The organism is Streptomyces sp. NPDC085946 (assembly GCF_044540485.1).
GTDB lineage: Bacteria > Actinomycetota > Actinomycetes > Streptomycetales > Streptomycetaceae > Streptomyces.
Genome location: NZ_JBITSF010000017.1, coordinates 145,943 through 168,899, shown reverse-complemented (window position 1 = coordinate 168,899; position 22,957 = coordinate 145,943). Strand labels below are relative to the sequence as shown.

The window sequence follows — 22,957 nt, the reverse complement described above, 5'->3', positions numbered from 1 at the left end:
CCCCCGGCCGCAAACCACCCGGCAGGTTTTCCGGCGGCCCGGGCGGTGACTCGTACGGGTGCTGCCCGAGTCCGTCACGTCCGGGAGGTCGTACATGAGCGTCAAGGTCGCCGATCACATCCTCGAACGGCTGCGCGCGTGGGGTGTGGAGCACGTCTTCGGCTATCCCGGCGACGGCATCAACGGTCTGCTCGCCGCCTGGGGCCGGGCGGAGGACCAGCCCCGCTTCATCCAGTCCCGGCACGAGGAGATGTCCGCGTTCCAGGCCGTCGGCTACGCCAAGTTCAGCGGCCGGCTCGGGGTGTGCGCGGCCACCTCGGGGCCCGGCGCGATCCACCTGCTCAACGGCCTGTACGACGCGAAGCTCGACCACGTGCCGGTGCTGGCGATCGTCGGCCAGACGCACCGCAGCGCGATGGGCGGCTCCTACCAGCAGGAAGTGGACCTGCACACGCTGTTCAAGGACGTCGCCTCCGACTTCGTGGAGACGGTGACGGTGCCCGAGCAGCTGCCCAACGTGCTGGACCGGGCGATCCGCACCGCGTACGCGCGCCGCTGCCCCACGGCGATCATCGTCCCGGGGGACGTGCAGGAGCTCGACTACTCCCCGCCCACCCACGAGTTCAAGATGGTGCCCTCCAGCCTGGACCGCAGCTCGTGGACGGCGGTGCCCTCCGACGACGCGGTGCGGCGGGCGGCGGAGATCCTCAACTCCGGTGACAAGGTGGCCGTCCTGGTCGGCCAGGGCGCGGCCGGCGCGCGGGCCGAGGTGGAGCGGATCGCCGAGCTGCTCGGCGCGGGCGTCGCCAAGGCGCTGCTCGGCAAGGACGTCCTCAGCGACGAACTGCCCTACGTCACCGGCTCGATCGGCCTGCTGGGCACCCGCCCGTCGTACGAGCTGATGCGGGACTGCGACACGCTGCTGACGATCGGCTCGTCGTTCCCGTACTCGCAGTTCCTGCCGGAGTTCGGCACGGCGCGGGGCGTGCAGATCGACATCGATCCGCACATGGTCGGGATGCGCTACCCGTACGAGGTGAACCTGGTCGGTGACGCGAAGGCGACGCTCCAGCGGCTGATCCCGCTGATCGAGGGCGGTCGCGGCCGGGAGTGGTTCGACACCGTCTGCGACAACGTCCGGCGCTGGCGGGACGTGATGGAGCGGCGCGCGAACCTGGGCGCCGACCCGATCAACCCGGAGTACGTGGCGCGTGCCCTGGACCCGCTGCTGCCGGACAACGCGATCGTCACCTCGGACTCGGGGTCGACGTCGAACTGGTACGCGCGGCACCTGACCATGCGGCCCGGGATGCGGGGTTCGCTGTCCGGGACGCTGGCCACGATGGGCTGCGGCGTGCCGTACGCGATCGGGGCGAAGTTCGCGCACCCGGACCGGCCGGCGGTCGCGCTGGTCGGGGACGGCGCGATGCAGATGAACGGGCTGGCGGAGCTGATCACGGCGGCGAAGTACCGTCACCAGTGGGAGGATCCGCGGCTGGTGGTGGGCGTCTGGAACAACCACGACCTGAACCAGGTCACCTGGGAGCTGCGCGCCATGGGCGGCGCCCCGTCCTTCCTGCCGTCGCAGGAGCTGCCGGACGTGCAGTACGCCGCGTTCGCCCGCTCGCTGGGGCTGACCGGCATCCGCGTGGAGAAGCCGGAGGACGTCCAGGACGCCTGGCGGGCCGGGCTGGAGGCGGACGGGCCCGCGGTGATCGAGTTCCTGACCGACCCGGCCGTGCCGCCGGTCCCGCCGCACGCGACCTGGGAGCAGATGGAGGCGACGGCCGCCTCCCTCCTCAAGGGCGACGCCGACCGGGGGTCGGTGATCAAGCAGGGCTTCAAGGCGAAGATGCAGGAGTTCCTGCCGGGCCGCGAGAAGAGGTAGCGCCCGCGGGGGACGCCCCGGCCCCGGCGCCACTGCGGGCACGAGGAGCGGGACGAGCACGGCGACGACCGCCGTGGCGTGTCCTTCCCCAGGGTGTGCGCGGGGGCCCGGGGCCGGTTCTCCCGGGCGCGCGGCGCACATCACACGGTCCGGTGATCCTCCGGGAGAAGTCCGTGTCGGCCTCCCCTGTCCGGGTACGCGGTGCGGATCCCCGTACATCTGGAGGGAGACATGCAGCGAGGCAGCGACCGGCTGAGCGTCCACCGGGACGACGAGATGAAACACGAACTGCAGGGTCTGCTCAGGTCCGGGCACCCGACACGCACCGAGGAGTGGCACGATCCGGAGCCGGCCGCCGAGGACGATCCCGAGGTCTTCCGCGGCCCGGTGACGCCGAGCCGTGCGCCGTCGTCGCTGGAGGCGGTGCGGCTGGAGCTGGCGCGGATCCTGGGCCGCCGGGCGTTCCCGGCGACCTCGCGCGAGCTGACCCGGGCGCTGCGGGAGCACATGGCGCCCGACGCGCTCGTCGCGGCGGTGGAGCGCCTGCCGCAGCGGGACCGTTACGCCACGGTCCAGGAGCTGGCCGAGGCCGTGGTCGGGTCCGGGCAGGGCGGCGCGGAGGAGACCGTGCACGCGGACACCGGCGGGCGGTCCGCGGGGCAGGACCGCTCGTAGGGGCGGGAACCGCTCATGGAGCGCGCGGGCAGGGGCCCGCGCACAGGGAACCGGCCCGGGGGCGCCGCGGCGGTGAAGCGGCCGCGGCGCCCCCGGCGGCCGGGCGACAGGAGGGGCGTGCAGCGATGGCTCAGTTCGTCAAGGACGTCATGACTCCGGGCGTGGTCGCCGTGCGCCCGGACGCCTCGCTCGTCGAGGCGGCGCAGCTGATGCGCGCGCAGAACATCGGCGACGTGGTGGTGGCCGACGGCCAGGAGGTCGTCGGCGTGCTCACCGACCGCGACATCACGGTGCGGGCCGTCGCGGAGGGGACCGATCCGCTGACGGTCAGCGTCCGCACCGTGTGCACCCCGGACCCGGTGACGGTCGAGCCGCACGACCCGGTGTCGGCCGCCGTCGCCCTGATGCGGGCGCACGCCGTGCGCCGGCTGCCCGTGGTGGAGAACGGGCTGCCGGTCGGCATGGTCACCCTCGGCGACCTGGCCGAGGCCGAGGACCCGGGGTCGGCGCTGGCCGACATCAGCCGGGCCGAGCCCGACGCCCCGGGCGGCGTCTGAGCCGGGGGACGACCGGCGGCCCCGGCGGCCGCCGGCGCGACCGCCACAACACGCGACAACCCGCAACAACACATGGAAGGGCGTTGAACCATCATGCGCATCGCTTTCCTGACCGCGCCCGAGGGCGTCGAGCAGGTCGAGCTCACCGACCCGTGGCAGGCGGCCGAGGACGCGGGTCACGAACCGGTCCTCGTGTCGACGAAGCCGGGCGAGATCCAGGCGTTCCACCACCTCGACAAGGCGGACACCTTCCCCGTGGACGAGGTCGTGGGCGAGACCTCGGCCGACTCCTTCGGCGGGCTGGTGCTGCCGGGCGGCGTGGCCAACCCGGACTTCCTGCGCATGGACGACCGGGCCGTCGCGTTCGTGCGGGACTTCTTCGAGCAGGGCCGTCCGGTCGCCGCGATCTGCCACGCGCCGTGGACCCTCGTCGAGGCGGACGTGGTGCGCGGCCGGGTGCTGACCTCCTGGCCGAGCCTGGAGACCGACATCCGCAACGCGGGCGGCACCTGGGTCGACGAACAGGTCAAGGTCTGCGACCACGGCTCGAACAAGCTGGTCACCAGCCGCAAGCCGGACGACCTGAAGGCGTTCTGCGAGACCTACCTGGAGGTGTTCGCGCAGGAGGCCGGCTGAGCGGAGGACCGGACCGGCCGGCGAGGGCCGCGCGGGGAGCAGCTCCCCGCGCGGCCCTCGCGCGTCTCCCGGGTCGCCCCGGGTCAGGTGCCCGGGGTCGCGGGAGTGCCGTCCTCGCCGGAGGTCCGCTCCCGCGCCCCCTCCCGGGTGCGGCCCGCCGCCACCGGGCGCGTGGGGTTGCGGCGCAGGTACTCGCCCTCCAGCTGCGCCATGCGCTCGTTGTGGGCCCGCAGCGCGTCGTTCGAGCCGTACAGCAGCGTGTCGTGGCGCGTGCGGTGGATGGTCTCCAGCTCCTTCATGAGCTGCTGGTCGTCCAGGCGGCTCGGGTCGACTCCGGTCCTCGTGGTGCCCCGCTCGTCGTGTTCGTTCATGCCGCCCGGGTACCCGCCTGCGCAGCACTACCCCCGAACGGCATCCGGGAGGGACCCATGGATCTCGCATTCCTGCATCCCCTGTACGAGCAGCCCGGGCCCTGGGCCTCCGTGTACGTCGACACCTCCCGTCACACGGAGGACACCCCTCACGAACGCCGTCTCACGGCCCAGGCGATGGCCCGGGAGCTGGCCTCGCAGGGTGCGGACGAGGCGACCTGCCGGGCCGTGCGGAACGCGATCGAGGATCTTCGGCACTCCTCCGAACCGCACGGCCGGGCCCTGTTCGCCCGCGGCGGCGAGGTCGTGCTCGATCCGCCGCTGGCGCGTCCCCCGCAGGGCGGCGACCGGGCGCAGTGGGCGGCGCTGCCGCGTGTGGCGCCGCTGCTGGAACTGGCCGGTGAGGATCCGGTGTGCGTCGTGGCGTACGTCGACCGCAGGGGCGCGGACTTCGAGCTGCGCAGCGCGCTGGGCCGCGAGGAGGCGGGCGCGGTGACCGGATGGCAGTGGCCCGTTCGCCGCACCGCCTCCGCCGACTGGTCGGAGCGGCACTTCCAGCTCAGGGTCGAGAACGTCTGGGAGCACAACGCGGCGGAGGTCGCCGACGCGCTCGCCGTGTGCCAGGAGGAGACCGGTGCCGACCTGCTGATCCTCGTCGGGGGCGACCGCGAGCGGCGGTCCGTGCACGATCGTCTGCCGCGGCAGCTGCACGACCTGGTGGTCGAGGCCCCGCACGGCACGGGCAGCCGGCTGCTGGACGAGGACGTGGAGCAGACCCGCGCCGAGCACGTCCGGCGCAGGGCGGCGGCCGAGCTGGAGCGCTTCCTGGCGGCCCGCCGCCCGGACGGCGAGGGCCGGGCGGGGGCCGTGGAGGGCGTGCCCGCGCTCGTGGAGGCGGCGCGCGAGCACCGCATCGACGAGCTGCTGATCAGGCCCGACGGCCCGGACGCGCACCGCGAGATCTGGATCGGCGAGGACCCGGACCAGCTGGCGGTGCGGCGTACCGACCTGAAGGTCCTCGGCGAGCAGAACTCGTGGCCGGCCCGCGCGGACGACGCCCTGGTCCGCTCCGCGGTGGCGACGGGCGCCGCCGCCCTGTCGGTCACCGCGGCCCCGGCCGCTCCGGAGGACGCGCCGGTGGGCGGGCTGGGGGCCCTGTTGCGCTGGACGTGAGACGGAGCCGGGGCGGGCGGGTGCCGCCGGCACCCCGGACGCTCCCTGACCGGGCGTGGTGCGCCCGGGTCGCACGCCCTCGCCGTCGAAGGCCCCGGCCGCGGCCGGGACCTCGCCGTGCGGCACGCACGCCGCCGGCGGCACCGCGCCTGCCGGCATCCGCGTCCCGCTCCCCCGGGCCGGACCGCGCGGCGGACGCGGCCGGACGCCCCGGCGCGCGGGCGCGCACCGCCGGACGGCCGCCAGCCGCAGCGGGCCGCGGCCGGCGTCCGGGGGCGGCCGCCGAAGCGGTCCGCCCACGTCCCCGCGCCCTAGCGGGCCCGTTCCACCCTCCGCTCGTCCCACACCGGGTCCGGGGTCTCGCGGACCCGGCCGTCGCTGCCGAAGACGAGGTAGCGGTCGAAGGAGCGGGCGAACCAGCGGTCGTGGGTGACCGCGAGGACCGTGCCCTCGAACGCCTCCAGGCCCTCCTGCAGCGCCTCGGCGGACTCCAGGTCCAGGTTGTCGGTCGGCTCGTCCAGGAGCAGGGCGGTCACGCCCTGGAGCTCCAGCAGCAGGATCTGGAAGCGGGCCTGCTGGCCGCCGGAGAGCCGCTCGAAGGTCTGCTCCGCCTGCTGCGTCAGCTCGTAGCGGCGCAGCCGGGACATGGCCGCGCCGCGGTCCTGGGCGTGCTCGCTCCACAGGATGTCGAGGAGCGTGCGGCCCTCCAGCTCGGGGTGGGCGTGCGTCTGCGCGAAGTGCCCGGGCACCACCCGCGCGCCCAGCTTCCACTGCCCGGTGTGGGCCACGTCCTCGCCCGCGAGCAGGCGCAGGAAGTGGGACTTGCCGGAACCGTTCGAGCCGAGCACGGCGACCCGTTCGCCGTAGAAGACCTCCAGGTCGAAGGGCTTCATCAGGCCGGTCAGCTCCAGGCCGGCGCAGGTGACGGCCCGCACTCCGGTGCGGCCGCCCTTCAGCCGCATCCTGATGTCCTGCTCGCGCGGCGGCTCCGGCGGCGGGCCGGCCTCCTCGAACTTGCGCAGCCGGGTCTGCGCGGCCTGGTAGCGGGAGGCCATGTCGTGGCTGACGGAAGCGGCCTGACGCAGCGTCAGGACCAGCTTCTTCAACTGGGCGTGCTTCTCGTCCCAGCGCCTGCGCAGTTCCTCGAAGCGGGCGAAGCGCTCGCGGCGGGCCTCGTGGTAGGTGGCGAAGCCGCCGCCGTGCACCCAGGCGTCGGCGCCGGCCGGACCCGGTTCGAGGGAGACGATGCGCTGGGCGGCGCGGGCGAGGAGTTCACGGTCGTGGGAGACGAACAGGACGGTCTTGCGGGTCTCCGCGAGCCGCTCCTCCAGCCAGCGCTTGCCGGGTACGTCGAGGTAGTTGTCGGGTTCGTCGAGGAGCAGCACCTCGTCCGTGCCGCGCAGCAGCGCCTCCAGGACCAGGCGTTTCTGCTCGCCGCCGGAGAGGGTGCGCACCAGGCGCCACTGCGCCTTGTCGTACGGGACGCCGAGCGCGGCCGTGGTGCACATGTCCCACAGCGTCTCCGCCTCGTAGCCGCGCGCCTCGGCCCAGTCGGCGAGGGCCTGGGCGTAGCGCATCTGGGCGGCCTCGTCGTCGACCGTCATGACCGCGTGCTCGGCCTCGTCGACGGCCCGGGCCGCCTCCCTGATGCGGGGCGGGGCGACGGAGACGAGCAGGTCGCGCACGGTCGTCTCGTCCCGTACGGACCCCACGAACTGCCGCATCACGCCGAGCCCGCCGCTGACCGCGACCGATCCGCCGTGCGGGGCGAGCTCACCGGCCAGCAGCCGCAGGAGGGTGGTCTTCCCGGCTCCGTTGGGTCCCACCAGGGCCATGACGGCCCCCTCCCCCACCCGGAAGGAGACGTCGCCGAGCAGCGTCCTCCCGTCGGGAAGGTGGTACTCCAGGTGCGCTGCTTCGAGGTGGCCCATGGGGAGCGATTCTGTGGGCGGCGGCGCGGCCGGGCAAACCCATTTCGCGGCGGGCCCGCCGCCGCGGGCCCCGCCGGCCCGACACGCCGCGGCCCGCACCGGAACTGACGGCCCGTCACCCCACCGCGCGAGAGTCCACATCCTGATACGCAGGTCTCACCATTCGGCACGCCCGCGTACGGTGAGGGCGTCCCGACGCGACGAGAAGGGGTGGGCGCCAGCCATGCCGAAACCACGGGAGACCGCTGTCTACACGCACGGACACCACGAGTCGGTGCTCCGCTCGCACACCTGGCGGACCGCCGCCAACTCGGCGGCGTACCTGCTCGGTTCGCTGCGGCCCGGCATGCGGATCCTCGACATCGGGTGCGGGCCGGGCACCATCACCGCCGACCTGGCGGAACGGGTCCCCGACGGGCACGTCACCGGGGTCGACCGCGCCCCGGAGATCCTGGAGCGGGCCCGGACCGAGGCCGCCGGGCGCGGGCTGGGCCACCTCGACTTCGCGGTCGCCGACGTGCACGCCCTGGACTTCCCCGACGACACGTTCGACGTGGTCCACGCCCACCAGGTGCTCCAGCACGTGGGCGACCCCGTCCAGGCGCTGCGCGAGATGCGGCGGGTCGCCCGGCCCGGCGGCCTCGTCGCCGTCCGCGACGCGGACTACGCCGCCATGACCTGGTACCCGGCCTCCCCGGGCCTGGACGACTGGCTGGACCTCTACCACCGGGTGGCCCGCGCCAACGGCGGCGAGCCGGACGCCGGACGCCGGCTGAAGGCCTGGGCGCTGGCGGCCGGGTTCACCGACGTCACGGCCACCTCCAGCACCTGGACCTTCTCGACGCCGGACGAGCGGGCGTGGTGGAGCGGACTGTGGGCGGACCGGACCGTCGCCTCGCAGTACGCCCGGCAGGCCGTGGAGGGCGGGCACGCGGACGAGGAGCGGCTGCGGGCCGTCGCCGCCGCCTGGCGGGAGTGGGGCGGCCGGCAGGACGCCTGGTTCGGCGTCCTGCACGGGGAGGTCCTCTGCCGCAAGGCCGCCTGACCCGCCCCGGGAGCCCGCGTGCGCGTGGGGCCTACTCCCGGGGCAGCAGCGGGCCCAGCGGCCCGAGGTCCAGGTTCAGGTCCTCGGGCCGCAGCCCGTAGCGCTCGCGCAGCTCCGTCATCCGGTCGTCCAGCAGCATCAGCGTGAGCCCGATCCGCTCCTCCTGCTCCTCGGTCAGGTCCCCCTCGTCGAACCGGCGCACCGCCTGGCGCTCCATGAGCTGGCGCAGCAGCTCCACGACGGTCAGCACGAGCTTGACCAGGTCGCGTTCGACGGTGTCGGGTTCGAGGTCGACTCGCTTGCGGGGCGTCACGGCTGGTCTCCGAAGGGCGAGGGCACGTTCTCGTTCACCGAGCTGATGAGCGCGTTGAGATCGATGCGGACGAGGTCCACGTCCGCGATGCGCAGCGTGATGTCCCCCGTGATGACGACCCCGCCGGCGAGCAGCCGGTCGAGCAGGTCCACGAGGGCGATCTCACGGCGTTCGACGACGGTCACCGAGGCTCCCCCTGCGTCGTCCTCTCGCTCCGCGTCGTCACGCCCTGCTCCGCCTCGTCGCCCCGGGCGGTCTCGCCGGCGAAGGAGTAGGCCGCCCACGGGCCGGTGAGCTCGACGCGGATGCCGGGCGCCTCGTCCTTAGTCCGGTCGACCCTCTCCACGAACTCCTCGGAGCGCTCGCGCGGCACGAGGTACGCGGCGTTGAGCACGTTGCGTCCGGAGCTGCCGCTGAGCGCCGGGTTCTGCGGCGGGTGCAGCCGGGAGTCCTCGGCGTACTCGGAGAGGCTCTCGTGCAGCCGGGTCGCGAAGGTCTCGGCCTTCTGCCACAGGTCCTCGGCCGACCGGGTCTGCAGGCGCCGCTGCCGCAGGTAGTCGCGGCCCGACGCCGGCTTCTCCGCCGGCCGCTCGGCGGCCTGCTGCGGGGCCTCCACGTAGATCTTCACGCCCCACTCGACGCGGCCCTCCAGCCGGTCCAGGGTGCGCCGGAAGTCCTCCTCGCGGGCCTCGATCATCGTGCGCACGCCGCTGTCGTCCCGGAAGACGGTGCCGAGCCGCAGCGGCAGCGGGGTGGTGACGGTGGTGAGCGCGTCGATCACGCCCTGGTGGGCGCGGGCGGTCGCGGTCAGCCAGTCGAGGTCCTCCAGGTGGGCGTGGAGCGGCTCCTCCGCGAAGTCCGCCTCCGGCACGTGGCTGACCACGGCGGCCAGGCCGTGGTGGGTGAGCAGCCGCGGCGGATCGCCCGCCACCCCGGTCAGCTGGGCCTGGAGCGGCGTGCTGAAGGGGTGGCAGACGGCGTAGACGTACCGCAGTCCGGTCACGGGGCCTCCTCCTGCTGCGTGCGGCTGGGCTCCAGCTGCTCCAGCCGCTCGAGTCTTGCGCGCAACTCGGCGTTCTCGCGGGCCAGCTCGTCGCGGCGGGCCCGCGTGGAGAGTGCCGGGTCGCTCTCCCACCAGTCGATACCCATCTCCTTCGCCTTGTCCACCGAGGCGACGATCAGGCGCAGCTTGATGGTGAGGAGCTCGATGTCGAGCAGGTTGATCCGGATGTCGCCCGCGATGACGACACCCTTGTCGAGAACGCGTTCGAGGATGTCGGCGAGGTTGGCACCACTGCTCTGTCCGTAGGGCTCGGGGAGCCGGCTGGACATCGTCATCGCCGGCTCCCTCCCTCTGCGTACTCGTCCTCGTACGCGCCTTCCTCGTCCGCTTCCTCGTCCTCGTCGTACTCGCCCTCGGCCTCCCCTTCGGCCTCGGCCTTCTCGGCGTACTCGGCCTCCGGCTCGTCCTCGTCCTCGTACTCGTCCTCGTCGTACTCGGCCTCGGGCTCCTCTTCCTCTTCCTCCTCTTCCTCCTCCGGCTCCTCCTCGTCGTACTCGCCCTCGGGCTCCTCGTCGCCCTCGGCGCCCTCCTCCTCGGACTCCTGGTCCTCGGAGGCCTCCGGCTCCTGGTCCTCGGACTCCTCGTCCTCGGATCCGCGCGCCTCGGCTTCCTCGGACTCCTGCTCCTCGGCGAGGGCGTCCTCGTGGCTGCGGACGACCTCGCCGTCGCGGATCTCGCCGCGCCAGCTGTCCTCCGCCTCGCCCTTGAGGGTGATGAACCGGGCGAAGTTCTTCAGGTCGAGCCGGGCCCGGCGGCCCTGGGCGCGCCAGATGTTGCCGGTCTTCTCGAAGAGGCCGCTGGGGTAGTACTCGATGACCAGCAGGACGCGGGTCAGGTTGTCCGCGAGGCGGTGGAAGGAGACGACGCCCTTCGTCGTGCCCTTGGCGCCCTCCGACGTCCAGGCGATCCGGTCGTCGGGCACCTGCTCGGTGGTCTTCGCCTTCCAGCTGCGGTTGGACCACCAGATCTTCGCCTGCCAGTCGGACGTGGTGTCGTCGGAGCGGCTCGCGCTCTTGACGCCCTTGGCGAAGGTGCTGAAGTCCTGGTACTGCGTCCACTGGTCGTACGCGGTGCGCAGCGGCACACCGACGTCGATGTGCTCGATGATGACGGTGGGCTTCTTGCCCGCGCCGCGCTTGCGCTTGGCCTTGCCCCCGCCGCCGGCCAGGTTCTTGACCGCGCCGGTGACCTTGTCCTTCAGGTGCGAACCGCCGGTCTCCAGGGCGGCCCGCAGCGGGCTCTTGCCCTCGGCGAGCTTGCGGCCGCCCTCGAGGGCGAGCTTGGCGAAGCCCGGGCTGTTGCCCTCGGCGATGTCGTTGAGCTTGCCCGTGGTCTCGCCGAGCTTGCGGCCCACCCCGGTCAGCAGCCGGGTGGCCTGGGCGGCGAGGTAGTCCTGCACCTCGGCCTTGAGCCGGTCGGCGGCCTCGCTGTGCGCCAGGTCGGTGAGCGGGTTGTTCTTGGCGGCTCCGCGTGCGGCGGAGGTCGCCGATCCCAGCGTCTCGGTCATCGCTCACCGCCTCCCTTCGGCAGCCGCTTCCGGGCGGCACCGGCCACCCCGGCCGCCCTCTTGCCGGCCGACTTGGCGGCGGCCGCCCCGGCCGCGGTCTTCTTCGCCGGCGCCTTCTTCGCCACCGCCTTCTTGGCGGGAGCCTTCTTCGCCGTCTTCTTGGCGGGGGCCCTGGACGGTGCCCGCCGCTCCCCCTCGTCCTCGTCCCTCGGTTCGGAGTCCTCCGGCTCCTCGGCCTCGGGCTCCTCGTCCTCGTCGGGCTCCTCGTCCTCGGCGCCGCGGCCGGACGCCCCCGGCACCACGCCGGACAGCCGGTCGCGTACCTGGGCCGTCCGGCCGTGCAGCCGGTCGGCGAGTGCGTCGATCTGCCGTTCGACCAGGGCGCCGGAGGCGGCCTTGCCGACCCCGCGCAGGTCCTGGCGCAGCTGGTCCCCGATCTCCTTGAACTGCGGGTTGGCCTTCAGTTGCTGGGAGGCGAGGTCGGCGAGCATCTTCGGGCTCAGGTTCATCCGCTTGCCGGCCACCGCGGTACCCACGGCGACGGCCAGTTTCATCTTCTTGGTGCGTCCCAGGAGGTATCCGGCCCCTACCGCGAGGCCCAGTCCCACTCGGTTCATGATGTCGTCCCGTTGCCCGTTCCCGCGCTCCTGCGCGAAGCGATCTCCAGCCGGTCGAGGAGTTCGTCCTCGATGCGGTCGAACTCCTCCTCGGTGATCTCTCCGGCCTCCAGCTGCTCCTCGAGCCGGGCCAGTTCGGCCCGGACCGTGGCGGGGTCGTAATAGATCCGCTCGGCCTCTTGGAGCGCCTGTCTGATGGCCCAGGCGCTGCCGCGCACCGGTGCGAACGGCAGCAGCAGCACCTCGGAGATCAGGCCCACGTCCTCACCCCGCTCCGGTGTCCGCGCCGCTCGCCGCGGTGCCCGCCGGCTCGGTGGGGCCGGGCTCGACGAAGCTGTACGGCGGCAGCGGGCCGTTCACCCGCACCTCCAGGTGCGGCATGTCCTTGCGGGCCTGCTCCACGGCGGCCAGGAACTGCTCGGCCGATCCCCGGTCCACGAGGAACGACACGTTGGCGAGCCAGCCCGTGGACTCGGGACCCACGCTGATGGCGTCGGCGGTCCGCTCCAGCGCCCGCTGGAGGGCGGCGGCGTCCTCGGCCTCCTTGGCCTTGACCGCGGCCGCGACCATCTCGCCGAGCCGCAGCTTGTCGTCGTAACTGCCCCCGCCGGCCTGCCGGTTGGCCTCCGCGAGCGAGCGGATGTCCGCGCTCTCGGCCATCACGTGGTGCAGGACGGCCTCTTCGACGTGGTTGGCCTTGATGTTGTACTCGACCCGGCCGTCCAGGGCCTGCAGCCGCTCCCGGTAGTGCTCGACGCGCTCGGCGAGCACCCCGGTGACCGCGTTGTCGTCGGGGGCGACGCTGCCGAAGCGCATGGGCAGCACGCAGGCGGCCGCGCCCGCCTCGCTCAGCACGTTCTGGTGGGCGAGCAGGTCCCGGCGCTTGGGCCGCAGGTCCTCCGGGGCGTCGCTGACGATCGCCGCCAGCTCGCCCTCCTTCAGGATCCGCACCGGGCTCGGCGGGTCGCCGACACCACCCATGCCCTCGGGCAGCGAGGGATGCGAGCTCGCCGTGATCCCGTAGACGTAAGTGCTCACTCCTGCTCCTCCTTCCGGCGTGCGGACGTCGTCTTGCGGGCGCGGCGCGGCTCGGCCTCGCCCTCCTCACGAGCCTGCTTGAAGGCGTCGGAGATGGTCTGGGCGGCGCCGGACAGGGCCCCCTTGGACTTGCCGCGGGCGCCGGACTCGGTGATCTGGCCGACGACGTCGGGCAGGCCCGGGCTCTTGCGCGGCCCGGATTCCAGGTCGAGCCGGTTGCACGCCTCGGCGAAGCGCAGGTAGGTGTCCACGCTGGCGACGACGACGCGCACGTCGATCTTCAGGATCTCGATGCCGACCAGGGAGACCCGCACGAACGCGTCGATCACCAGCCCCCTGTCCAGAACGAGCTCGAGCACGTCGTAGAGGCCACTGCTTCCGCCTCCACCGCCGGTCTGCTGTGCCGGAACGACTGTCATGCCGGCTGTTCCTCCTCCTGTGTCGTGGGATGTGCGTCCGGTCGTGCGGCTCAGCGGCCGCCGGACCTGCGCGCGTCGGACCGTCCGCGCTCGTAGCGGCGGACCCGCCGGTAACCGGTGAGCTGTCCGTTCGGATCCAGCTCCACCTGGTACGTCGCCATCAGGCTCATCGTGTCGGGCACGCGCTCGAGTTCGAGGACCTCGACCTCCAGCGCCCAGCCCTCCTCCGTCTGCTCGAAGGACGACACGGACTCGGCGGTCATGCCGGTGAGTTCCGCGAGCTGGCCGCGCGCCTCGCGCAGCACCTCCATCGGACTCGGCCGGCGCTCCGCCGCGCGCTGTTCAGTGGACTTGTGAGAACTCTGGGATTCTTGTGAACTCTGTGATTCCTGCGTGTTTTTTGTGTTCGACATGGCCACCTCCCCCTCCGTGTGGCCGCAAGCGTGTTCGCCAAACCTCCACGGCGGCACGCATCTGTCCCGTCCCTGGTCAGCGGCCCGTGAAGATGCGTCCGCACACGGCGTGACCGCCCGCGGGGGCCGAACCCCCGCGGGCGGTCATCCCCGCGGGCGGTCACCCCCGCAGGGCCTCCAGTCGCCGCCGGGCCGGTCCCAGGGCGCGGCCGCGGGTGGACAGGCCGTCCCAGGGGCGGGTGCGGGCCTGCTCGACGGCGTCGGCGACGGTCCAGCGGCGGGCGTGCAGCTCCGGGTCGTCGAGCTGGTCCCACGAGATGGGCGTGGCGACGGGGGCGCCGGGGAGGGCGCGGACGGTGTAGGGCGCGACGGCGGTCTGCGCGTAGCCGTTGCGCTGCACGTCGAGGTAGAGGCGGCCGCCGCGGTCCTTCTTGCGGGCGGCGGTGGTCAGCCGGTCGGGACGGTCGGCGGCGAGGGTGTCGGCGACGTCCCGGGCGAACGCCCGCACCTCGTCGAAGCCCTCGCGTCCGTCCAGCGGCACGATCACGTGCAGTCCCCGCGAACCGGTGGTCATCAGCGCGGACGGCAGGCCGAGCGCGTCCAGGAGCTCCCCGAGCAGCCGGGCCGCCTCCCGGACCGCCTCGAAGTCGTCGCCGGCCGGGTCCAGGTCGAAGACCAGCCGGTCGGGGCGGTCGGCCGGGGGGCCGGGCGGGCCGGTGCGCGACAGCCAGCGGTGCACGGTGACGCTCGCCTGGTCGGTCAGGTACAGGAGGGTGGCGGTGTCGTCGCACACGGTGTGGCAGACGGTGCCGCCCTCCTTCGGCAGCTCCACGCGCCTGATCCACTCCGGGTAGTGCTCCGGGGTGTTCTTCTGCATGAACCGCGGGCCGTCGATGCCGTCCGGGTGCCGCTCCAGCATCAGGGGGCGGCCCCGCAGGTGCGGCAGCATGAACGGGGCGACGGCCCGGTGGTAGTCCACCAGGTCGCCCTTGGTGTACTCCTTGGCGTCCCCGCCGCCGGGGAAGAGCACCTTGTCCGGCCGGTGGACCTGCACCGTGCGCCGTCCGGCCCGTACCGTGCGTGCCGGGCCCGCGCTCACGGCACGACCGCCTCCTCCACGAGCAGCCGTCCGGCCGCGGCGATCGACTCGGCGTCGATGCCGGCGGCGTGCAGCTGCTCGGCCGGGGACGCCGAACCGGGCATGGTCCGCACGGCGAGCCGGGCCAGCCGGGGCACGGGCCGCCCGTCGAGGAACGCCTCCAGGACCGCGTCGCCGAGGCCGCCCTCGGGGTGGTGGTCCTCCACGGTGACCAGGCAGCCGGTCTCCTCGGCGGCCCGGCGCAGGGTGACCCGGTCGACGGGCTTGACGGAGTACAGGTCGATCACCCGCACCGCGATGCCCTCGCGCTCCAGCGCGTCGGCGGCGGCCAGCGCCTCGTGGACGGTGACACCGGCCGCGACGAAGGTCATCCGGTCGCGGTCCGAGGAGCGCAGCACCTTGCTCCCGCCGACGGGGAACTCCTCGTCGGGCCCGTAGATCACCGGGCTCTTGTTGCGCGAGGTGCGCAGGTAGCGGATGCCCTCCAGGCCCGCCATCTCGCCGACCAGCCGCGCGGTCTGGTTGGCGTCGCACGGGTACAGCACCGTCGAGCCGTGCACCGCCCGCATCATCGCCAGGTCCTCCAGGCCCATCTGGCTGGGCCCGTCCTGGCCGATGGAGACGCCCGCGTGCGAGCCGACGAGGTTGATGCCGGAGCCGCTGACCGAGGCCATGCGCACGAAGTCGTACGCGCGGGTGAGGAACGCGGCGAAGGTGGAGGCGTACGGCACGTAGCCGCGGGACGCGAGCCCCACCGCAGCGGCGACCAGCTGCTGTTCGGCGATGTAGCACTCGAAGTACCGGTCGGGGTGCTCCTTGGCGAAGAACTCCGCGCGGGTGGAGTCGCTCACCTCGCCGTCGAGGGCGACGACGTCGCCGCGTCCGGTGCCGAGGGCGGCCAGCGCCCTGCCGTAGGCGTCGCGGGTGGCGACGCCCTCCTCGGGGTCGCCCTTCTCCCACCGGGGCAGGTCGACGCTGCCGGTGGTCACGGAGTGCAGCATGCGGGTGTCGGACGGCTCGTGGACCTGGACGCGCAGGTCGCGGGGGCCGCCGAGTTCCGCGATCGCCTCCTCGGCGTCCGGCAGCGGCTTGCCGTGCAGGCCCTCGCGGTCCTGGACGGCCTCGACGCCCCTGCCCTTGAGGGTGCGGGCGAGGATCGCGGTGGGCTGGCCCTTGGTGGAGACCGCCTCGCCGTAGGCACGGTCGACGGCGTCGACGTCGTGCCCGTTCACCTCGACGGTGTGCCAGCCGAAGGCCTGGAAGCGGCGGGCGTAGGCGTCGAGGTCGTGGCCGTGGCGGGTCGGGCCGCGCTGGCCGAGCCGGTTGACGTCGACGATCACGACGAGGTTGTCCAGGTGTTCGTGTCCGGCGTGCTCGGCGGCCTCCCACACGGAGCCCTCGGCCAGCTCGCTGTCCCCGCACAGCACCCACACCCGGTAGTCGGTGCGGTCCAGCCGCTTGCCCGCGAGGGCGATGCCGACGCCGACGGGCAGGCCCTGGCCCAGCGAGCCGGTGGCCGTCTCGACCCACGGCAGGCGCTGCGGGGTCGGGTGCCCCTCCAGGCGGCTGCCGAGCTCGCGGAAGGTCAGCAGCTCCTCGTCGTCGAGGGCGCCGGCCGCCTTGTACGCGGCGTACAGCAGCGGCGAGGCGTGCCCCTTGGAGAGCACGAAGCGGTCGTTGCCCGGGTGGGCGGGGCGGTCGAAGTCGTAGCGGAGGTGGTGTGCGAAGAGGACGGCCACCAGGTCCGCGGCGGACATCGAGGATGTCGGGTGCCCGGAACCCGCGGCGGCTGCCGCGCGGACGCTGTCCACGCGCAACTGCTGGCCCAGTTCTTCGAGTTCACCGGTGTTCATGAGTCTCCTTCCGCGGAGTGGTCGGAACGCTTGACGGGGCCGGGGGCGACGCCGGGACCGGGGGGCGGCTGGTCCGCGGGGGGCTCGGGGGTGGGCTGTTCCTTCGCGGGCTCGCCGCCCGGCTGGTTCCTCGCGGGCTCACCGCCGGGCTGGTTCTTCGCCGGCTCGCCGCCGGGCTGGTTCTTCGCCGGCTCGGAGCCCGGCCGGGCCCCTCCGGCCGCTTCCCCCGGCCCGTCCGGCACGGGTCCGTCGCCCGTGTCGTCCGCGGTCGCCGCTCCCGGCCCCGAGCGGCCGCCGGCCTGCCGCCGGGCCTCGGGCCCGGCCACGATCTGGCCCAGCTCACGGCCGTCCGCCCCCCGGCGTCCGGGGGCGTCCGTCCCGCCCGCGTGCCGCGGCCCGCCCGGCATCCGGGCCAGCTCCGGCGAGGCGGTGTCCAGCGGCACCGACCAGGACCGGACGAGCCCCAACTGCACGGCCTGGCGCGGCAGCACCGCGTCCAGGAGCCAGTCGGCGGCGACCCGGACGCGGTTGCCGGGCATGGCGGCCAGGTGGTACCCGCGGGTGACGGCACCCGCGACCGGCCCCGACAGGGGCACGCCCAGCGGGTTGGCGGCGGCCTTGACACCGCCCAGGTCGACGACGAAGCCGAGGTCACTGTGCCGGTAGGGCCGCAGTTCGCCGCCGCCCCGGCCGAGCGAGGCGGCGACGTTCAGCCCCGCGACCCTGCCCTGCCGCCAGGCGTGCTGCGCCGTCATCGGCGTGTAGCCGCCCGGCTTCTCCAGGTCGGGCACGGCCGCCGCGTCCCCGCACGCGAACACCTCCGGGCGGCCCGGCACCCGCAGGTTCGGGTCGACCAGCAGCCGGCCCCGCTCCATCGGCAGCCCGAGCGACGCGGCGAGCGGGTCGGGCCGTACGCCCACGCACCACACCAGCGAGCGGGTCTCCACGAACTCGCCGTCGGTCAGCAGGACCCCGTCGTGCGTGGCCTCCTTGACGGAGGTGCCCATCCGCACGTCGACGCCCCGCTCCCGCAGCACCCGGTCGGCGGTGGCGGACAGCCGCTCGTCCAGCTCGGGCAGCACCCGGGGGGCGACGTCCAGCAGCATCCAGCGCGGCCGCAGTCCCTGCCGCAGCGGGTGCCCGCGGACCTGCGCGTCGGTGAACAGCTGGCCGTGCGCGGCGACCTCGGTGCCGGTGTAGCCGGCGCCGACCACGACGAACGTGCAGCGCGCCGCGCGGCTCCCGGCGTCGTCCGCGGCCGCCGCCAGCTCGATCTGCCGGGTCACGTGGTCACGCAGGTACAGCGCCTCGGGCAGGCTGCGGAAGCCGTGCGCGTGTTCGGCGACGCCGGGAATGGGCAACAGCTTGTTGACGCTGCCGGCGGCCAGCACCAGCCGGTCGTAGGCGAGCGTGCCGTCGCCGCCCTCCGGGTCGGTGTAGTGCACGGCGCGCCCGTCGAGGTCGATGCGGTCGGCCTGGCCGAGCACCAGCCGGACGTGCGGCAGGGTGCCGGACAGGGAGACCGTGACGCGGCGCGGCTCCAGGACGCCGGCGGCGACCTGGGGCAGCAGGGGCAGGTACAGGAAGTAGTCGGTGGGGTTGAGCAGGGTGACGTCGGCCTTGCCCCGGGTGAGCCTGGACAGGGTGCGAGCCGTCCGGTACCCGGCGAAACCGGCTCCGACGATCACGATGCGGGGTCGACTCACGGTTTCGCCTCCGGCGCTGTCGCGTACCTCGGGAACCTTCCGCGTCCCCTGGGGCCGGGCACCCAAACGTGCGCCGGCCCGGCGGCCCGGCCCGCGGCCGGTTTCCGGTTCCGGCCCCGGGTACCCGTGCGCGGACCCCCGATCCCCCACGTCACGGAGGCTATCCCCCATGCCCGAGTACGGCTACTTCCTCTCGTGCGAGCAGTACGGACCCGCGGAGCTGATCGAGCAGGCGCGGATGGCCGAACAGGCCGGGTTCCAGGCGCTGTGGATCTCCGACCACTACCACCCGTGGAACGACGCGCAGGGTCAGAGCCCGTTCGTGTGGTCGGTGATCGGGGCGCTGTCGGAGGCGGTGTCGCTGCCGGTCGAGACGGCGGTGACCTGCCCGACCGTGCGCATGCACCCGGCGGTGGTGGCGCAGGCCGCGGCGACCAGCGCGGTGATGACGAACGGCCGCTTCCGGCTCGGGGTCGGTTCGGGCGAGGCCCTCAACGAGCACATCCTCGGCGACCACTGGCCGCCCGCGCACGTGCGGCTGGAGATGCTGGAGGAGGCCATCCAGGTGATGCGCCGCCTGTTCACCGGCGAGGAGGTCAACCACCACGGCCCGCACTACACGGTCGAGAACGCCCGTCTGTACACCGTCCCGGACGAGCCGGTCCCGATCGACGTCTCCGGCTTCGGCCCGGCGGCGACCCGGCTGGCCTCCCGGGTCGGCGACGGCTACGTCACCGTGATGCCGGACGCGTCGATGGTCGAGCAGTACCGCAAGGGCGGGGGCGGCGGAAAGCTCGTCAGCGGCGGCACGAAGGTCTGCTACGGCACCGACAGGGACGCGTGCGTCCGCACCGTCCACCGGCTCTGGGCGAACGAGCTGCTGCCCGGCGAGCTGGGCCAGGTGCTGCCCTCCCCCAAGCACTTCGAGCAGGCCCAGCAGCTGGTCACCGAGGACATGGTGCGGGAGAACCGGGTGTGCGGCGACGACGTGGACGAGCACGTGGCCGAGCTGAGGCGGTTCGCCGACGCCGGTTTCGACCGGGTCTACGTCAACCAGATCGGCCCGGACCTGCGCGGTTTCTTCGACTTCTACCGCACGAAGGTGCTGCCGCGGCTCCAGGAGAACGGCTGACCCGGACGGCACGGCGCCGGGCCGGGACAGGGGACGGCGACGGTCCGGCACCGGCGGACGGGCACCGGCCCCACGGCCCGGCGCCGCCCCGACGCCCTGTTCTAGCGGCGCCCCGCGCGCCCCAGCACCCGTGCCGCCAGGAGGCCGGCGCCGACCGCCAGGGCCGCGCCGCCCGCCCGCCCGCGGTTGCGGGAGGCCCAGGACTGGGGACTGCGGGCGTGCGCCTCCTCGTCGAAGCGGCCGTGCGTGCCGAAGTCGCGGCCGCGCGGGCCGTCCGCGGGGCTCCACAGATTGGCGGGGCCGACCCGCTCTCCGCCGTCCCGCTCGCCGCCGTCCTGTTGGGCGTCGAAGCCGGTGCGGGCGAGGTAGCGGTCCAGCAGGCCCGGGGCGACGGCGTTGGCGACCAGCGTGGCGGCCGTGGAGCCGCCCACCCAGTACTCGCGGCGCCGCCCGTGCCCGGCCGCGTGCACGATCGTGCGCGCCGCGACCTCCGGCTGGTACACCGGCGCGACCGGCCGGGCCCGGCCCGGCATCCGGCTGAGCACCCAGTCGAACTGAGGGCTGTTGACGGCCGGCAGCTGCACCATCGTCGTGCGGACGGCGCTGCCCGTGTGCAGCAGTTCGCAGCGCAGCGACTCGTGGAAGCCCTGGATGGCGTGCTTGGCCCCGCAGTAGGCGGACTGCAGGGGCACGCCCCGGTAGGCGAGCGCGGACCCGACCTGCACGATCGTGCCGCGGTCGCGCGGCAGCATGTGCCGCAGGGCGGCCCGCGTGCCGAACACGTACCCCAGGTACGTCACTTCGGTGACCCGGCGGAACTCCTCCGGGGCGATCTCCGTGAACGGCGCGAAGACCCCGGCGAAGGCGTTGTTGACCCAGACGTCGATGCGGCCGAACACGTCGACGACCTGCTGGGCGGCGTGCTCGACGGCCCGGGCGTCGGAGACGTCCACGGGCACGACCAGTGCCTCGCCCCCGGCGCGCCGGACCTCCTCCGCCGCCCCGGCCAGGCCCTCGCGCCCCCGGGCCAGCAGGGCCACCCGGTCACCGCGTGCGGCGAACGCCCGGGCCGTGGCCCGGCCCACGCCGCCGCTCGCCCCGGTGACCACCACGACCCTGCCGGGCCCGGACAGCGGCCTGCGCCAGGATGCCCGTGCCATCCGTCACGCCCGGCGGTGGGGCGCGTCCGGGCCGTCCGGGCCGGTGCCCGGCGCGGGCACGTCCGGCCGCGGGGCGCGGGCGGCCGCCCGGCCGGCGTTCCCGGGCGCGACGCGCGGCTTGGGCGGATACGGGACGCCGCCCGGCCCGGTTTGCGGCGCGCCGCCGTGTGCGCGGTCCCCGGCGGCGCCCGTCCCGGCCCCGAGGTCCGGCCCCGGGCGGGAGACGGACGGGCGGGCCGCGGCGCGCAGCAGGAAGGCGGCGGCGCCCAGGACCGCGGCGGTGATCAGCGCGGCGGCCCAGTCGGGCAGGCCGAGCGCCAGGGCCAGGCCGAGGGCGAGCGCGCAGGCCGCCCCCGCGTAGAGGGCGAGGGCGCCGGACGCGGCGTACAGCATCGCCTTCCGGCGCTGCTTGCGGGTCTGCTCGCGCAGTTCCTCCCGCACGGTCTCGCGCGCCACCTGCGCCAGCTCGTCGACCAGATGCTTGTCCAGGTGCTCCAGGTGCTCCAAGCGCTGCATGGCCGCCGGGTACCCGTGGGTGCGGCCGTGTAACGCTGCGTACAGTCCGCGGGGAGATCGTGCGGAGCGATCTCGGCACCCGGCCGTCCCAACTAGGCTCGTGCGCATGGAGATTCTCGGTGCCACCCTGCGCGTCTGCGTCGACGACCTCGAGACCGCAATCCCCTTCTACGAGCGGCTGGCCGGCGGCAGGGCCCTCCGCTTCGAGCGGGGCGGCGTCCAGGTCGCGGCGGTCGGCTGTTTCCTGCTGATGAGCGGTCCGGAGGCCGCGCTGGAGGTGCTGCGGCGGGTCGCGGCGACGATCGCCGTGAAGGACGTGGAGGAGACCCACCGGGTGCTGACGGAGCTCGGCGCGGACATCGTCGCCGGTCCGCTCCCGACCCAGGTCGGCCGCAACCTGATCGCCCGGCACCCGGACGGGACGGTGTACGAGTACGTGGACCGGGCCGACGCCTGAGCCCTCCCGGGAGCCGCCGGCGCCCTCGAAGGCCGACACGACGGCGGGCGGCGCGCCCGCCGTGCCCTCCGGGTCGGGGTCCGGGGTCCGGGACGGTGACGCCGAGGCCCCCGAGGCACCCTCAACATCCCTGGCGGGGAGGCGAGTTCGTCCGGCGCGCGGAGCGGCCCCGCGCCCGCGGGCTCCCCGGCCGCGCCGAACCGTGTCTCCGCGCCGGGGACCTCCCCGTCGTGCTCGGCGGCCTCACCCTCCGGGCCGGGCGGGGAGCATCTCGGCGGTGATCGCCCAGCGTTCGTGGTCGCGCCACGCCCCGTCGATGAAGAGCATGTCCGGCGAGAAGCCTTCGAGCCGGAAGCCGCAGCCGCGGGCCAGGGCGATCGAGGCGGCGTTGGCGGGCTGCACGTTGATCTCCAGCCGGTGCAGCCGCATCGGCCCGAACGCGTACCGCACCACGAGGTCCAGTGCTTCGCGCATCAGCCCGCGGCCCGCCGCGTGCGCGAAGGCCCCGTAGCCGAGGGCCCCGCACTGGAAGGCGCCCTCGACGATGTTGTTGACGGTGATGAAGCCGGCGAGGGAGCCGTCGGTCTTCTCGCACACCAGGAACCCGGCCTTGGCGGGGTCCTCGATCAGCCGGCCGGCGTACGCGGCGTAGGCCGGCGCGCTGTCGGGCGGGAACAGCCAGGGGCGGTGCAGGTCCTTGCTCTCCCGGGCGCGGGCGGTGAACTCGGCCCCGTCCGCGTGAGTGAAGGGACGTATGCCGACCCGGGGGCCTTCGGCGAGATAGCGGGCTGCGTGGTGAGGCACGCCGCCACCCTATGACAGGCGGGCCGCGCCGCCCGGGGGGAGACGGACCGCCGCCCCGCCTCCGCGCGCTAGTTCCGCCTCCGCGCCGCGTACGCCCCGCAGACCGCGCCGACCACCCCCGTGCCCAGCAGCGCCAGCCACAGCGGCATGGTCACGTGGGGGATCAGCAGGCGGATCTCGGTGGCGCGGGTGTTCTGAAAGATGAAGAGCACGCCGAGCACGGCGAGGAGCGGTACGGCGGCCCGCAGCGTCGGCGACGGCCCGCCGCTCCCGCCGTCCGTCTTGCCGGTGCTCCCGGAGGTCTTCGGGTCCATGGCACCAGCCTGCGCCGGGGGCCGGCGTCCCGCATGGCGGGGGCTGCCCTCCGGGTGACCCACCGGTCCCCGGCCGGCGGCCGCAGCACCGCCGTGTCCCGCGTGCTGCCCGCCGTCGTCGGCGGCGCGTGCCGCCCGGGGAAGCCGACCGGCCGGGAGGTGACGGCCCCGTCGGTCACCGGGGCGCCGGGGCGCCGGGGGAACGAGGCAGCCCGTGCGGCCGGAGGCGAGCCCGGAGCGGGCGAGCGAGACGTGGCCGCGCCGGGCGAA

Annotated in this window: 27 protein-coding genes; 8 read left to right on the top strand and 19 right to left on the bottom strand. The window is 74.3% G+C overall.

Annotation, left to right across the window (positions count from 1 at the left end; genetic code table 11):
- The first annotated feature begins 94 nt into the window (after window positions 1-94).
- The 4 genes from ACIF8T_RS29095 to ACIF8T_RS29080 all read left to right on the top strand — a co-directional run bounded on the left by ACIF8T_RS29095 (window position 95) and on the right by ACIF8T_RS29080 (window position 3,756).
- Window positions 95-1,888 (top strand): thiamine pyrophosphate-requiring protein, encoded by a 1,794-nt coding sequence (locus ACIF8T_RS29095; RefSeq protein ID WP_400039076.1) that lies wholly within the window; start codon window positions 95-97, stop codon window positions 1,886-1,888.
- 231 nt (window positions 1,889-2,119) lie between these two features.
- A complete protein-coding gene (locus ACIF8T_RS29090) occupies window positions 2,120-2,563 on the top strand; it encodes a DUF2795 domain-containing protein (RefSeq protein WP_400039075.1) in 444 nt (147 codons plus the stop codon).
- Between the two features lie 125 nt (window positions 2,564-2,688).
- Complete coding sequence (locus ACIF8T_RS29085) at window positions 2,689-3,120, top strand: CBS domain-containing protein (protein ID WP_400039074.1); 432 nt, start codon at window positions 2,689-2,691, stop codon at window positions 3,118-3,120.
- Window positions 3,121-3,213: 93 nt separating this feature from the next.
- Window positions 3,214-3,756, top strand: a complete 543-nt coding sequence (locus ACIF8T_RS29080) for a type 1 glutamine amidotransferase domain-containing protein (RefSeq protein ID WP_400039073.1) — start codon at window positions 3,214-3,216, stop codon at window positions 3,754-3,756.
- An 83-nt stretch (window positions 3,757-3,839) separates the two neighbouring features.
- Here the strand turns inward: ACIF8T_RS29080 and ACIF8T_RS29075 are convergent, their stop codons facing one another.
- Window positions 3,840-4,127, bottom strand: coding sequence for a DUF6158 family protein (locus ACIF8T_RS29075; RefSeq protein ID WP_400039072.1), 288 nt, complete (start codon window positions 4,125-4,127; stop codon window positions 3,840-3,842).
- A 57-nt stretch (window positions 4,128-4,184) separates the two neighbouring features.
- Here ACIF8T_RS29075 and ACIF8T_RS29070 point away from each other — a divergent pair, with 57 nt between their 5' ends.
- Window positions 4,185-5,300 carry a Vms1/Ankzf1 family peptidyl-tRNA hydrolase gene (locus ACIF8T_RS29070; RefSeq protein ID WP_400039071.1) on the top strand — a complete coding sequence of 372 codons (1,116 nt, stop codon included), beginning with the start codon at window positions 4,185-4,187 and terminating at the stop codon, window positions 5,298-5,300.
- Between the two features lie 311 nt (window positions 5,301-5,611).
- Here ACIF8T_RS29070 and ACIF8T_RS29065 read toward each other — a convergent pair whose 3' ends face one another.
- Window positions 5,612-7,231: an ABC-F family ATP-binding cassette domain-containing protein gene (locus tag ACIF8T_RS29065; RefSeq protein ID WP_400039070.1), complete on the bottom strand. Its 1,620-nt coding sequence runs from the start codon at window positions 7,229-7,231 to the stop codon at window positions 5,612-5,614.
- A 223-nt stretch (window positions 7,232-7,454) separates the two neighbouring features.
- On the opposite strand from ACIF8T_RS29065, the gene ACIF8T_RS29060 reads away from it, so the two are divergent.
- On the top strand, window positions 7,455-8,276 hold the full coding sequence (locus ACIF8T_RS29060; protein WP_400039069.1) for a class I SAM-dependent methyltransferase: 822 nt from the start codon (window positions 7,455-7,457) through the stop codon (window positions 8,274-8,276).
- 31 nt (window positions 8,277-8,307) lie between these two features.
- Here ACIF8T_RS29060 and ACIF8T_RS29055 read toward each other — a convergent pair whose 3' ends face one another.
- The 13 genes from ACIF8T_RS29055 to ACIF8T_RS28995 form a co-directional block, all read right to left on the bottom strand.
- Window positions 8,308-8,589, bottom strand: coding sequence for a gas vesicle protein K (locus tag ACIF8T_RS29055; protein WP_400039068.1), 282 nt, complete (start codon window positions 8,587-8,589; stop codon window positions 8,308-8,310).
- Entirely contained in the window at window positions 8,586-8,774 is a 189-nt protein-coding gene (locus ACIF8T_RS29050; protein WP_400039067.1) for a gas vesicle protein, read from the bottom strand. Before ACIF8T_RS29050 ends, ACIF8T_RS29055 begins: the two co-directional genes overlap by 4 nt.
- On the bottom strand, window positions 8,771-9,592 hold the full coding sequence (locus ACIF8T_RS29045; protein ID WP_400039066.1) for a GvpL/GvpF family gas vesicle protein: 822 nt from the start codon (window positions 9,590-9,592) through the stop codon (window positions 8,771-8,773). The genes ACIF8T_RS29050 and ACIF8T_RS29045 overlap by 4 nt, the downstream gene beginning before the upstream one ends.
- On the bottom strand, window positions 9,589-9,927 hold the full coding sequence (locus ACIF8T_RS29040; RefSeq protein WP_400039065.1) for a gas vesicle protein: 339 nt from the start codon (window positions 9,925-9,927) through the stop codon (window positions 9,589-9,591). Before ACIF8T_RS29040 ends, ACIF8T_RS29045 begins: the two co-directional genes overlap by 4 nt.
- Window positions 9,924-11,159 (bottom strand): SRPBCC family protein, encoded by a 1,236-nt coding sequence (locus ACIF8T_RS29035; protein WP_400039064.1) that lies wholly within the window; start codon window positions 11,157-11,159, stop codon window positions 9,924-9,926. The genes ACIF8T_RS29040 and ACIF8T_RS29035 overlap by 4 nt, the downstream gene beginning before the upstream one ends.
- Window positions 11,156-11,776: a DNA primase gene (locus ACIF8T_RS29030; RefSeq protein ID WP_400039063.1), complete on the bottom strand. Its 621-nt coding sequence runs from the start codon at window positions 11,774-11,776 to the stop codon at window positions 11,156-11,158. Before ACIF8T_RS29030 ends, ACIF8T_RS29035 begins: the two co-directional genes overlap by 4 nt.
- Window positions 11,773-12,036: a gas vesicle protein GvpG gene (locus ACIF8T_RS29025; RefSeq protein ID WP_400039062.1), complete on the bottom strand. Its 264-nt coding sequence runs from the start codon at window positions 12,034-12,036 to the stop codon at window positions 11,773-11,775. The genes ACIF8T_RS29030 and ACIF8T_RS29025 overlap by 4 nt, the downstream gene beginning before the upstream one ends.
- Before the next feature lie 4 nt (window positions 12,037-12,040).
- A complete protein-coding gene (locus ACIF8T_RS29020) occupies window positions 12,041-12,814 on the bottom strand; it encodes a GvpL/GvpF family gas vesicle protein (protein WP_400039061.1) in 774 nt (257 codons plus the stop codon).
- Window positions 12,811-13,233: a gas vesicle structural protein GvpA gene (locus tag ACIF8T_RS29015; RefSeq protein ID WP_400039060.1), complete on the bottom strand. Its 423-nt coding sequence runs from the start codon at window positions 13,231-13,233 to the stop codon at window positions 12,811-12,813. The genes ACIF8T_RS29020 and ACIF8T_RS29015 overlap by 4 nt, the downstream gene beginning before the upstream one ends.
- Before the next feature lie 50 nt (window positions 13,234-13,283).
- A complete protein-coding gene (locus ACIF8T_RS29010; protein ID WP_400039059.1) occupies window positions 13,284-13,646 on the bottom strand; it encodes a gas vesicle protein in 363 nt (120 codons plus the stop codon).
- A gap of 160 nt (window positions 13,647-13,806) precedes the next feature.
- Window positions 13,807-14,745, bottom strand: coding sequence for a non-homologous end-joining DNA ligase (ligD, locus tag ACIF8T_RS29005; protein ID WP_400039058.1), 939 nt, complete (start codon window positions 14,743-14,745; stop codon window positions 13,807-13,809).
- Window positions 14,742-16,598 carry a transketolase gene (locus tag ACIF8T_RS29000; RefSeq protein WP_400039057.1) on the bottom strand — a complete coding sequence of 619 codons (1,857 nt, stop codon included), beginning with the start codon at window positions 16,596-16,598 and terminating at the stop codon, window positions 14,742-14,744. The genes ligD and ACIF8T_RS29000 overlap by 4 nt, the downstream gene beginning before the upstream one ends.
- Window positions 16,595-18,304, bottom strand: a complete 1,710-nt coding sequence (locus ACIF8T_RS28995) for an NAD(P)/FAD-dependent oxidoreductase (protein WP_400039056.1) — start codon at window positions 18,302-18,304, stop codon at window positions 16,595-16,597. Before ACIF8T_RS28995 ends, ACIF8T_RS29000 begins: the two co-directional genes overlap by 4 nt.
- Before the next feature lie 169 nt (window positions 18,305-18,473).
- Here ACIF8T_RS28995 and ACIF8T_RS28990 point away from each other — a divergent pair, with 169 nt between their 5' ends.
- Complete coding sequence (locus ACIF8T_RS28990) at window positions 18,474-19,436, top strand: LLM class F420-dependent oxidoreductase (RefSeq protein ID WP_400039055.1); 963 nt, start codon at window positions 18,474-18,476, stop codon at window positions 19,434-19,436.
- Window positions 19,437-19,537: 101 nt separating this feature from the next.
- On the opposite strand, the gene ACIF8T_RS28985 is transcribed toward ACIF8T_RS28990, so the two are convergent.
- Together ACIF8T_RS28985 and ACIF8T_RS28980 are read right to left on the bottom strand one after the other, a co-directional pair.
- Window positions 19,538-20,596 (bottom strand): SDR family oxidoreductase, encoded by a 1,059-nt coding sequence (locus tag ACIF8T_RS28985; protein WP_400039054.1) that lies wholly within the window; start codon window positions 20,594-20,596, stop codon window positions 19,538-19,540.
- 3 nt (window positions 20,597-20,599) lie between these two features.
- Window positions 20,600-21,112 (bottom strand): phage holin family protein, encoded by a 513-nt coding sequence (locus tag ACIF8T_RS28980; protein WP_400039053.1) that lies wholly within the window; start codon window positions 21,110-21,112, stop codon window positions 20,600-20,602.
- A 106-nt stretch (window positions 21,113-21,218) separates the two neighbouring features.
- On the opposite strand from ACIF8T_RS28980, the gene ACIF8T_RS28975 reads away from it, so the two are divergent.
- Window positions 21,219-21,569, top strand: a complete 351-nt coding sequence (locus ACIF8T_RS28975) for a VOC family protein (RefSeq protein ID WP_400039052.1) — start codon at window positions 21,219-21,221, stop codon at window positions 21,567-21,569.
- 243 nt (window positions 21,570-21,812) lie between these two features.
- On the opposite strand, the gene ACIF8T_RS28970 is transcribed toward ACIF8T_RS28975, so the two are convergent.
- Both ACIF8T_RS28970 and ACIF8T_RS28965 read right to left on the bottom strand, forming a co-directional pair.
- Complete coding sequence (locus tag ACIF8T_RS28970) at window positions 21,813-22,373, bottom strand: GNAT family N-acetyltransferase (protein ID WP_400039051.1); 561 nt, start codon at window positions 22,371-22,373, stop codon at window positions 21,813-21,815.
- A gap of 68 nt (window positions 22,374-22,441) precedes the next feature.
- Complete coding sequence (locus ACIF8T_RS28965) at window positions 22,442-22,687, bottom strand: DUF1049 domain-containing protein (protein WP_400039050.1); 246 nt, start codon at window positions 22,685-22,687, stop codon at window positions 22,442-22,444.
- Window positions 22,688-22,957 lie beyond the last annotated feature (270 nt).